We start from the raw sequence: 10,794 nt of genomic DNA on the forward strand, positions 1-10,794 counted from the left end.
TCAATGACTAGAAATTAGCGCTTTTTGCGCTGCTCCAGCCAGTGTTCCAGGTAATGAATATTGGTGCCGCCTTCAGCAAACTTGGCATCCACCATCAAGTCTTGGTGCAAGGGCACATTCGTCTTGATACCTTCAACCACCACTTCAGACAAAGCCGTGCGCATACGTGCCATGGCTTGCTCGCGGGTGTCTCCATAGGTGATCAGCTTACCAATCATGGAGTCATAGTTGGGTGGCACAAAGTAGTTGTTGTACACATGGGAATCCACACGCACGCCTGGACCACCAGGCATGTGCCACATGCTCACACGGCCAGGCGAGGGCATAAAGCTGTAGGGATCTTCTGCGTTGATACGGCACTCAATGGCATGGCCGCGCATCTGGTTGTTGACTTCACGCTGGGTGAAAGGCAACTTCTCGCCAGCGGCAACCATGATTTGCGTGCGCACAATGTCCACGCCCGTGATCATTTCTGTCACAGGGTGCTCGACCTGTACACGGGTATTCATTTCAATGAAATAGAACTCACCGTTTTCGTACAAGAACTCGAACGTACCGGCACCGCGATAGTTGATTTTCTTGCATGCTGCCACACAGCGTTCGCCCACCTTCTCCACCAGACGGCGGGGAATGCCCGGTGCAGGAGCTTCTTCAATCACCTTCTGGTGGCGGCGCTGCATGGAGCAGTCGCGCTCGCCCAGATACACGGCGTTCTTGTGCTTATCGGCCAGCACTTGAATTTCGACGTGGCGCGGGTTCTGAAGAAATTTCTCCATGTAGACCGCAGGATTGCCGAAAGCAGCGCCAGCTTCAGCCTTGGTCATTTGCACAGCATTGACCAAAGCAGCTTCGGTGTGCACCACGCGCATGCCACGCCCACCACCACCGCCAGCGGCCTTGATGATGACGGGGTAGCCCACTGCCTTGGCAATGCGCTTGATTTGTGCTGGATCGTCAGGCAATTCACCGTCCGAGCCAGGCACGCAAGGCACGCCAGCCTTGATCATGGCTTGCTTGGCCGAAACCTTGTCACCCATGATGCGGATGGACTCGGCAGTTGGGCCAATAAACTGGAAACCGCTTTGTTCGACACGCTCTGCAAAGTCAGCGTTTTCAGACAAGAAGCCGTAACCCGGGTGGATCGCCTCAGCGTCTGTCACTTCTGCCGCCGAGATAATGGCTGGCATGTTCAGGTAGCTCAGGGGCGATGCCGCTGGACCGATACACACGGCCTCATCAGCCAATTTGACGTACTTGGCGTCACGGTCAGCCTCGGAGTAGACCATTACGGCCTTGATGCCCATCTCACGGCAAGCGCGCTGGATGCGCAGAGCAATTTCGCCCCGGTTGGCAACCAAAATTTTCTTAAACATGGAAGTCCTCGTTGTTCACCACCCCTTGCGGGGCGAATCGTTCAATCCGTCAAACCCGCGGCTATGGCGCAGGCTCAGGCAGATCTCACTCAATCACGAACAGCGGTTGTCCGTATTCCACGGCTTGGCCGTTGTCGGCCAGGATACGGGTTACGGTACCCGACTTGTCAGCCTCAATCTCATTCAAGATCTTCATGGCTTCGATAATGCAGATGGTGTCGCCTTCTTTGACCTGGTCACCCACTTCAACGAATGCCTTGGCGCCAGGGCTGGCAGCGCGGTAGAAGCTACCGACCATGGGGGATTTGACCTGGTGGCCTGTCACTGCGGCTGGTGCGGCAGCTTCAGCAACCGGAGCGGCAGCGGCAGGGGCGGCTTGCACGGGGGCAGCGGCTTGCATGGGAGCTGCAACAAATTGCTGCACTACGTTACCACCGCTTTTAACGATGCGGACTTTGCCCTCAGCCTCGGTGATTTCCAGCTCCGAGACATTCGATTCGGACACCAAGTCGATAAGGGTTTTGAGTTTACGCAGATCCATGGAAGCTCCAACGGCTAAAAACTAAATAAGGGCGCGAATTTAACCTAAATTCACCCTTCTGCGTGCTTCGCAGAATATTTTTCGCCATCGCCAGCACGGTTTTTTGATCCAAACACTGGCTTTTGTCTCCGTACAGTCAGGTCCATGCAGCCCACTGCTCCAGGTCTTGCTGCGAAAGTTCACCGATTTTACGCTGTTGCGCTTTTCCTTTCGCATCCAACAAGATGGTAAAGGGCAAACCACCGTTAATGTTGCCAAGGCTGCGTGTCAACGTCACGCCACCAGCACCGGCCAGCACCACCGGAAAATCCAGAGGCTGGCGCGCCAGCCATTTGTTGACTGCCGCTGCTTGATCGACGGCAATCCCCAGCACCTGGATGGCATGCGCACCACGCGCAGCCTGCTCTTGGGCAAAGCGGTTAATCATGGGCAGCTCTCGTACGCAGGGAGGGCACCAGGTGGCCCAGAAATTCACCAGCAGTGGTTTTCCGCGCAACGACGCCAAATTCAGTGGCGCGCCATCGGGCTGTGCCAGCTGCAAGCCCCAGAAAGCGGTAATGGCTTCTTCATTGCCAGTCGCGCCTTCCAGCTGACTCCAGCCCACCCAAGCACCGCCAGCCGCGGCTGCCAGAGCCACGCCACCGGCCATCCAGCGGCGGCGGTCTTTAGAAAATACCTGCCCCTCGCTCATACCTCATCCTCCGCCAACAACAGCTGCCGCAACGCATCGATATCCCCCCGTGGGCGACGACCCTGAGCATCAGGCTTGAGTGCGCCACGCAGATCGTCATAGTCATACACCATCAGATGCACGCCCACGTTTTCACCCAAGGGCTTGCACAGACTGCTGATGCTCAGTGCATCGACCATCTCGCCATTAAAGCCCGAGGTTTGTGTCACGTCGTACTGAACGTTGCGATTGATCAGCGCAATTTCGGCAGACTTGGAATCATCGCAAAACAGCTGGATATAAATATCAGACATGCGGGTGGCCGTGCCGCGCCAGACAGCGCCGGTCAGGTGGGGGCGAAACTCTTGCACGCGCTCCATCCACACCAGCGCCAGCTCGCGCAAAGCGTGCAGCTCTTGCGGCTGGGTGTCAGCGCAAAAAATTTCAATGTATTCGCGCACAGCTTCTTCCAGCGCATCGTTGTCAGGCAGCTGCGTACGTGCTGGTAAACCCAATTGCTTGACCGCACGACGCTTGGCAGCCGCCCACTCCAAACCCTCTTCCACCACCATCCGGGCTGCGGTCTGGGCAATTTCCTGAGTTGCAGAAGATGAATACATACTTTGCTCTGTTCCTGAATCGCTCAAGCTGCCATTATGAGAACACCGCAGCCAGCGGCAGCGGCAGCAACACGTGCAGCGCACAGGTTTATTTATAACAAGAGCTGCTTGCGCTTATGCAGCAACACTCTCCAATAGATATCACTTCGAAATCCTTATAAACGCTACGTAATAAGCTCCTGTTTTTCATGAGCAGCAGTTTTGCAAATGCTTGCGTGCTGCAATACACGCCAAGCACAGGTGCCACCTTAGAATGCCCTTCCATGCATATTCATATCTTGGGCATTTGTGGCACCTTCATGGGCGGCGTGGCCGCCCTGGCACGCGAGGCAGGCCATACCGTAACTGGCTGCGACGCAGGTGTTTACCCCCCCATGAGCGATCAACTGCGCGCACTGGGCATTGAACTAATTGAGGGCTTTGGCACAGAGCAACTCAGCCTCCAGCCTGACATGTACGTGGTGGGCAATGTGGTCAGTCGCCAGCACCTGGAAGACGGTACACCCAAATTCCCGTTGATGGAAGCCATTCTTGACCAAGGCCTGCCCTACACCAGCGGCCCGCAATGGCTGAGCGAACACGTGCTCCAAGGCCGCCACGTTCTGGCTGTGGCCGGCACCCATGGCAAAACGACCACCACGTCCATGCTGGCTTGGATCCTGGAATGCACCGGCTTGACGCCCGGCTTTTTGGTCGGCGGTGTGCCACTGGACTTTGGCGTATCAGCACGACTGGGCCAGCAAGCCACAGGCCAAGAGCGCCCCTTGTTTGTGATTGAAGCCGACGAATACGACACAGCTTTCTTCGACAAGCGAAGCAAGTTCGTGCACTACCGCCCCCGCACAGCGGTGTTGAACAACCTGGAGTTCGATCACGCCGACATCTTTGCCGATCTTGCAGCGATTGAGCGTCAATTTCATCATTTGATTCGCACAGTGCCCGCATCGGGCCGCGTGGTGTTCAATGGCATCGAACAAGCGCTTGTGCGCGTACTGCACCAAGGCTGCTGGAGCGAACAGCGCAGTTTTGGCGCAGCAGTCAGTGATTTCACGGCAGAAGGCGTGCACCACGCATTCGATGTTATGCAGCAAGGCAAAAAAGTGGGCCGCGTGGAATGGGCGCTGAGTGGAGAGCACAACCAGCTCAACGCCCTGGCAGCCATTGCTGCTGCCGAACACGTAGGCGTCAGCCCCGCTGTGGCTGCTGAAGCTCTGGGCCGTTTTCACAACGTCAAACGCCGCATGGAACTGTGCGGCTCCGTCGCTGGCATTGCCGTCTATGACGATTTTGCCCACCATCCCACAGCCATTCGCACAACGCTGGACGGGCTGCGCCAGCGCGTGGGCCAGCAGCAGCGCATCCTTGCAGTGTTCGAGCCACGCAGCAACACCATGAAGCTGGGCACCATGAAGGCACAGCTTCCGTGGTCGCTCAAAGAGGCCGACCTGGCGTTTTGCCACACTGCCGGCCTGGACTGGAATGCGGCCCAGGCGCTGACCGACCTGGGCGAGGCTGCCTTTACCTCTGACAACGTGGACACCGTGGTGGCACAGGTCATGGAGCATGTTCGCCCCGGCGATCAGATCGTCTGCATGAGCAATGGCGGCTTTGCGGGCATCCACGGCAAACTGCTGGCAGCGCTGCAATACAAATTTGCGACGGCCTGACTGGGCCGTACCTCCAACAAAAAAACCGACTGCATGCAGTCGGTTTTTTGCGTAGCGCCTGAAGCGCTCTGTTCATGTTCAATAAGTCATTGTCATCGTACCGACATCGACCTTGATTACAGGGCGGCCCAGCACTGCATGGGCCGCACGTGCGTAGGCATGAAACCACGCTTCATCAGTCAGACGACGAGCCCCCGCTTCGCGTGCGACCACCAGCACCTTGTCGGCCAGCAGCACCTTGCCGCTGGGACGCAGAGGCTCACAATCCAATGCGGTGAACTGATCGTCCAGCCAGCGCCGTGCTTCCTCATTACCCATGGGTGGCAGGCGGCTGAGATCCGCCCGAAATTGCTGCTCAGCACTCAACTGCACAATGACTTCACTGATCATGTGGGACCTTTCTGCAAAGCGCGCGCTTTGATCAAAATATTGCTACAGCTTACCTACAGGCGCATGCGAAGTTAAGAGGCTATGTACCTGAAGCGCTACAAAAACTCTTAAAAAAGAAGAGCTGCCTGCGCAATACCAACAAGCGTTTGGGGCAAAAGTCACCACAAAGACAATCATTGTGCGAAGCGCGGTGCAAAAGCAGCGCTACGCACAGTGATTTCAGGCTACCAGCGCTTCTTGCTCAGCAGACTGATGACTGCGGCGCGTCTGTACTGCAGTGGACAGCTGCTCCAAGACATCCAGCGTGTCATTCCATCCAATGCAGGCATCGGTAATGCTCTGGCCATAGTTCAGACCGCTGGCTTGGTCCTTGCCGGGAGTGAATTTTTGTGCACCCGCCACCAGATGGCTCTCCAGCATCACACCAAAGATGCGCTTGGAGCCGGCTGCCATTTGTGCAGCAATATCGGCTGCCACGTCTTTTTGGCGCTCGTGCTGCTTCAGGCTGTTGGCATGGCTGCAGTCCACCATCAAGCTGGCAGGCAAGCCTGCTTTTTCCAAATCAGCGCAAGCCGCGGCGACGCTGCCTGCATCGTAGTTAGGCGTTTTCCCGCCACGCAAAATAACGTGGCAATCAGGATTGCCTGCGGTATGCACAATGGCAACCTGGCCATTTTTGTGCACTGACAGAAAGTGGTGACCATTGCTGGAAGACTGGATGGCATCGGTGGCAATGCGGATGTTGCCGTCTGTGCCGTTCTTGAAGCCAATCGGTGCCGAAATACCCGAAGCCAGCTCGCGGTGAATCTGACTCTCGGTGGTACGCGCGCCAATGGCACCCCAGCTGATCAGATCGCCAATGTACTGGGGGGAGATCACATCCAGAAACTCGCTGGCCGCAGGCACGCCCAGACGGTTGATGTCAATCAGCAACTGGCGGGCAATGCGCAGACCCTCGTCAATGCGGTAGCTGCCATCCAGATAGGGGTCGTTGATCAAGCCCTTCCAGCCCACCGTGGTGCGGGGCTTTTCGAAGTACACGCGCATCACCACTTCCAGCGTATCTTTGTACTGCTCACGCACATCAGCCAGACGGCGGGCGTAATCCAGCGCGGCAGCAGGATCATGAATGGAACACGGCCCCACGATAACCAGCAGCCGGTCATCGTCTCGCCCGTGCATGATGTTGCGAATAGCGTGGCGTGTGTCTGCCACCAGGGATTCCACAGATGTACCTTGGATGGGGAAGAAGCGGATGAGATGCTCAGGAGGGGGCAGCACGGTAATGTCCTTGATACGTTCGTCGTCGGTTTGGCCTGTTTTCTCTACCGAGCTGCGATACCAAGCTTCGCCATAAGTCTGTGCGTTCATGTCAGCCTCTTCGTCCTAAGAAATCGTGGGTATAAAAAAACCGCCGGGCTTTTCAGCTTCGGCGGTTTTTTTGGGAGGGGTGTTCGTTTGTGCGAGCGCTTGCCTCTCATCCGCCAGGGATTGAGAACCAAAAGTAAAAATAGAAAGCGCTACGTACTTGCATAGCGGATGACTTTAACACCGCGCATCATGCACTGCAACACGCCGCAACCGCAACTTTCAAGAAATCTCCAAAAAACAAAACAAAAAAGGCTGATTCACACAAATGAACCAGCCTTTTAAAATTTTCACGCAGGAAAACTGCTTGACTTGAAAAATTAAGCAGTACCACCAACGGTAAGGCCATCAATGCGCATAGTGGGCTGACCGACGCCAACCGGCACGCTCTGGCCTTCCTTGCCGCAAGTACCTACGCCGCTATCGAGGCGCATGTCATTGCCAATCAGACTGACCTTTTTCATGCACTCTGGCCCATTGCCCACGAGGGTTGCGCCCTTGACGGGGTATTGGATCTTGCCGTTTTCCACCCAGTACGCCTGGCTGGCCGAAAACACAAACTTGCCACTGGTGATGTCTACCTGGCCACCGCCGAAGTTGGTGGCGTACAAGCCCTTTTTGATGGAGGCAATGATTTCCTGCGGATCTTTGTCACCACCCAGCATGTAAGTGTTGGTCATGCGAGGCATGGGCAAGCTGGCGTAGCTTTCGCGGCGGCCATTGCCTGTTGGCTGTACACCCATCAAACGCGCATTGAGCGAGTCTTGTATATAGCCTTTCAAGATGCCGTCTTCAATCAGCACGTTGGCCTGTGTGGGGCAGCCTTCGTCGTCCACGTTCAGTGAGCCACGGCGATCTGGCAAGGTGCCATCATCCAAAATAGTGACGCCCTTGGCCGCTACGCGCTCGCCAATGCGACCACTGAATGCACTGGAACCCTTGCGGTTGAAGTCGCCCTCCAGGCCATGACCCACCGCTTCATGCAGCAGCACGCCAGGCCAGCCGGGGCCAAGCACCACGACCATTTCGCCAGCAGGTGCCGGGCGCGAATCCAGATTGATCAGCGCCTGCTCCACAGCTTCATTCACGTACTCGGCAATTTGTGCATCGCTAAAGTAAGCCAGCCCAAAACGGCCACCGCCACCAGACGAGCCCACTTCACGGCGATCACCTTGCTCAGCGATTACCGTGACAGATAAGCGCACCAGGGGGCGAACGTCTGCAGCCAGCGTGCCATCGGCACGCGCCACCATGACCACGTCGTACTCGCTGGCCAAGCCGGCCATCACTTGCACTACACGGGGGTCTTTGGCACGGGCCAGTGTTTCCACCTTGCCCAGCAGCTCCACCTTGGCGGTGCTGTCCATCGTGGCAATGGGATCGATACCGGGGTACAGCGTGCGTGAAGGCGCAATCGTGGTTTTAGGAATGCGCACTTTGCGCTGCTGACTGCTGCCAGAGATGGCGCGTACTGTGCGCGCAGCATCCAGCAGCGAAGCCTCGGAAATATCGTCGGAATACGCGAATGCGGTTTTTTCACCGCTGACGGCGCGCACACCAACCCCCTGGTCAATAGAGAAGGAGCCTGTTTTTACAATGCCTTCTTCCAGACTCCAGCCCTCAGCACGGGTGTACTGAAAGTAAAGGTCAGCATCATCCACCTGGTTGGCGCGGATTTCCGCCAGCGCACGCGACAGGTGGGATTCATCCAAGCCAAAAGGCTCAAGCAACAGTTGCCGGGCAGTGGCCAGGCGCTCGATGGTGGGTTCGCGAGAGATCATGGCAGCAATTGTAGGCAGGCTGCCATGTCCCCGTCACGAGATGGCTTGAGCGGCAGAGGCGTTACGCCGTCGCTGCGCTTTGATCGTCCAGCACGGCATCGGCCGCATTCTTCATGACAGAAGCGATACCGTTGTCGCGTGCAGCAACCGCGGTGTACATCTCGCTTTGGCCAATGACCTGTCCATTGGTGGCCTTGAGGGTGAAGTAGGGGGAGCCATCTTTGGCGTTGAGCTTGTCAAAGCGTGCTTCAACCACACCATTTTTTCGCACCGATTCAATGCCATTGAGGGCACTGGCTTTGGTTTCATACATTTCGCTGGCCAAAATGGCTTGGCCATTGGTGGCTTGGAGATTGAAAAAGAATTTACCGTTCTTGGATTTCTTCAACACGTACTTGGCTGCCATGGCAAGGACCCTTCAATAAAGATAAGAGCAAGCCACCATGGTTTGCTCCGCCCTCGTTTGTACGCCAACTCGGTCACTTCACACCAGCGCGCCAACCCGCCTGCTGCAACATTACAAGGTGTGTTTAGGCTCTGAAATGGACAGACGCTGTGAACGGGCCACTGACATGAGCACCCCCAGCGCCAGGCCCAGCGTCACCATGGCCGTGCCGCCATAGCTGAGAAACGGCAAAGGAACCCCCACCACCGGCAAGATGCCGCTGACCATGCCCATATTCACAAAGGCGTAGGTAAAGAAAATCATGGCCACTGCCGTGGCCATCAGGCGGCCAAACAAGGTCTGCGACTTCGCTGCAATGGCCAGCCCTCGCCACACGAGCAGCAAAAATCCCAGAATGAGCAACAGATTGCCCGCCAGGCCGAACTCTTCGGAGAAGGCTGCAAAAATAAAATCAGTGGTGCGCTCTGGAATAAATTCCAGGTGGGTTTGCGTGCCGGCCATAAAGCCTTTCCCCCAGAGCCCTCCAGAGCCAATGGCGATCATGCCTTGAATGATGTGAAAACCTCGCCCCAGCGGATCGCGCATGGGGTCCAGCAAGGTGCAGACACGGGTGCGCTGGTAGTCATGCAAGAAATACCAGCTCATGCCGTCCTGGCACAGCCAGGGTTCGTTCCAAATCAACCAGCCAATGGCCACCACACCCAGCAATACGGGCGGCACCACCAGCTTCCAGGGCAAGCCTGCAAAGAAAATCACCGACAGGCCTGCCGCCATCACCAGCAGCGACGTTCCCAGATCAGGCTGTTTCATGATCAGCGCCACAGGCACGATCAGCAAAGCAAACGCAATCACAAAATCCACCGCCCGCAGCGCGCTCTCTCTGCGGTGAAACCACCACGCCAGCATCAAAGGCGCAGCAATTTTCAAAATTTCTGAGGGCTGAATCACCACACCGATGTTGACCCAGCGCTGCGCGCCCTTGCGTGTAATGCCAAACAGCAGCACAGCAATCAGCAAGGCCACGCCCAATGCATACAGCGGCACAGCAATGGCCATCAGTTTTTGCGGCGGAATTTGGGCCACCACAAACAAAATTCCCACAGCCAGCAACATATTGCGCCCATGGTCTACAAACCGTGTGCCATGGTCGTATCCTGCGGAATACATAGCCATCAGCCCTATGCTTGCCAGCCAGCCGATCAGCAGCAGCAAAATAGGATCAAAGCCGCGAAACATCGGCAAGATACGTTGAAGAATGTTGGGTTTGTCAAATTCGGCGGGCATAGCGTGCAATTATCTGCTGAGCGCTCTGCCTGCTGTTATCACTGATGCACCTGCACCCAGGATTTGTGAGGAACCTCCGGAATATGCCCACCACCCATTTGCTGTATTTGCACGGTTTTCGCTCATCGCCGCAGTCCAACAAGGCGCGCACCATGGCGCACTACGTGCAGGGCCAGCACCCCAGCGTGACCTGGTATTGCCCTCAGCTGCCCCCCTCACCCAAAGCCGCGATGGACATGGTGATGGCCCACGTGCAGGACTGGCCCAGCGCGCAGATGGCCGTGATTGGCTCTTCGCTGGGGGGCTACTACGCCACCTGGGTGGCGCATCAAAAGCACTGCAAATCAGTGCTGCTCAACCCCGCGGTGTATCCAGACCATTCGCTGGAACACCACATTGGCCAGCAAACCAGCTGGCACAACCCGCAAGAAGCCTTCTTCTTCAAGCCCGAATACATTCAGCAGCTGCGCGACCTGGCGCTGCACGATCTGGCTGCCCCGGCACCACAACTGGGCATTTTTGCCAAGGGTGACGAGGTCCTGGACTGGCGCCAGATGGTGGCGCGCTATCCCGAGGCTGAACAAGTCATTTTGGAAGGCGGCGACCACGCCATCAGCGACTTTGACAGTCACATCTCGCGCATTCTGGATTTTCTGGATTTGGCCTGACATCAAAACAGAATCAAAAACCAGAG

At 56.6% G+C, this 10,794-nt stretch carries 11 protein-coding genes; 2 read left to right on the forward strand and 9 right to left on the reverse strand.

From position 1 onward, the window contains the following. Nucleotides 1-14: 14 nt before the first annotated feature. From accC to H9646_RS09510, 4 genes are all read right to left on the reverse strand, one after another. Nucleotides 15-1,373 (reverse strand): acetyl-CoA carboxylase biotin carboxylase subunit, encoded by a 1,359-nt coding sequence (gene accC, locus H9646_RS09495; protein ID WP_191723120.1) that lies wholly within the window; start codon nucleotides 1,371-1,373, stop codon nucleotides 15-17. A gap of 85 nt (nucleotides 1,374-1,458) precedes the next feature. Beyond that, nucleotides 1,459-1,914: an acetyl-CoA carboxylase biotin carboxyl carrier protein gene (gene accB / locus H9646_RS09500; protein ID WP_191723121.1), complete on the reverse strand. Its 456-nt coding sequence runs from the start codon at nucleotides 1,912-1,914 to the stop codon at nucleotides 1,459-1,461. A gap of 136 nt (nucleotides 1,915-2,050) precedes the next feature. Beyond that, on the reverse strand, nucleotides 2,051-2,605 hold the full coding sequence (locus H9646_RS09505) for a TlpA family protein disulfide reductase (RefSeq protein ID WP_191723122.1): 555 nt from the start codon (nucleotides 2,603-2,605) through the stop codon (nucleotides 2,051-2,053). Then, nucleotides 2,602-3,204 carry a hypothetical protein gene (locus H9646_RS09510; RefSeq protein WP_191723123.1) on the reverse strand — a complete coding sequence of 201 codons (603 nt, stop codon included), beginning with the start codon at nucleotides 3,202-3,204 and terminating at the stop codon, nucleotides 2,602-2,604. The genes H9646_RS09505 and H9646_RS09510 overlap by 4 nt, the downstream gene beginning before the upstream one ends. 263 nt (nucleotides 3,205-3,467) lie before the next feature. Between H9646_RS09510 and mpl the strand changes: the two genes are divergently transcribed. Next, a complete protein-coding gene (gene mpl / locus H9646_RS09515) occupies nucleotides 3,468-4,871 on the forward strand; it encodes a UDP-N-acetylmuramate:L-alanyl-gamma-D-glutamyl-meso-diaminopimelate ligase (protein WP_191723124.1) in 1,404 nt (467 codons plus the stop codon). A gap of 78 nt (nucleotides 4,872-4,949) precedes the next feature. On the opposite strand, the gene H9646_RS09520 is transcribed toward mpl, so the two are convergent. From H9646_RS09520 to rodA, 5 genes are all read right to left on the reverse strand, one after another. After that, complete coding sequence (locus H9646_RS09520) at nucleotides 4,950-5,261, reverse strand: hypothetical protein (protein ID WP_191723125.1); 312 nt, start codon at nucleotides 5,259-5,261, stop codon at nucleotides 4,950-4,952. 219 nt (nucleotides 5,262-5,480) lie between these two features. Continuing rightward, a complete protein-coding gene (locus H9646_RS09525; RefSeq protein WP_191723126.1) occupies nucleotides 5,481-6,632 on the reverse strand; it encodes a 3-deoxy-7-phosphoheptulonate synthase in 1,152 nt (383 codons plus the stop codon). Nucleotides 6,633-6,949: 317 nt separating this feature from the next. After that, entirely contained in the window at nucleotides 6,950-8,410 is a 1,461-nt protein-coding gene (gene tldD, locus H9646_RS09530) for a metalloprotease TldD (RefSeq protein ID WP_191723127.1), read from the reverse strand. A gap of 61 nt (nucleotides 8,411-8,471) precedes the next feature. Then, nucleotides 8,472-8,816, reverse strand: coding sequence for a YegP family protein (locus H9646_RS09535; RefSeq protein ID WP_191723128.1), 345 nt, complete (start codon nucleotides 8,814-8,816; stop codon nucleotides 8,472-8,474). Nucleotides 8,817-8,927: 111 nt separating this feature from the next. Beyond that, nucleotides 8,928-10,100, reverse strand: a complete 1,173-nt coding sequence (gene rodA, locus H9646_RS09540; RefSeq protein ID WP_191723129.1) for a rod shape-determining protein RodA — start codon at nucleotides 10,098-10,100, stop codon at nucleotides 8,928-8,930. 83 nt (nucleotides 10,101-10,183) lie between these two features. On the opposite strand from rodA, the gene H9646_RS09545 reads away from it, so the two are divergent. Beyond that, nucleotides 10,184-10,768 (forward strand): YqiA/YcfP family alpha/beta fold hydrolase, encoded by a 585-nt coding sequence (locus H9646_RS09545; protein WP_191723130.1) that lies wholly within the window; start codon nucleotides 10,184-10,186, stop codon nucleotides 10,766-10,768. Nucleotides 10,769-10,794 lie beyond the last annotated feature (26 nt).

Origin of the sequence: Comamonas avium (assembly GCF_014836675.1) — a bacterium.
In the GTDB taxonomy this organism is placed as follows: Bacteria; Pseudomonadota; Gammaproteobacteria; order Burkholderiales; family Burkholderiaceae_C; genus Comamonas; species Comamonas avium.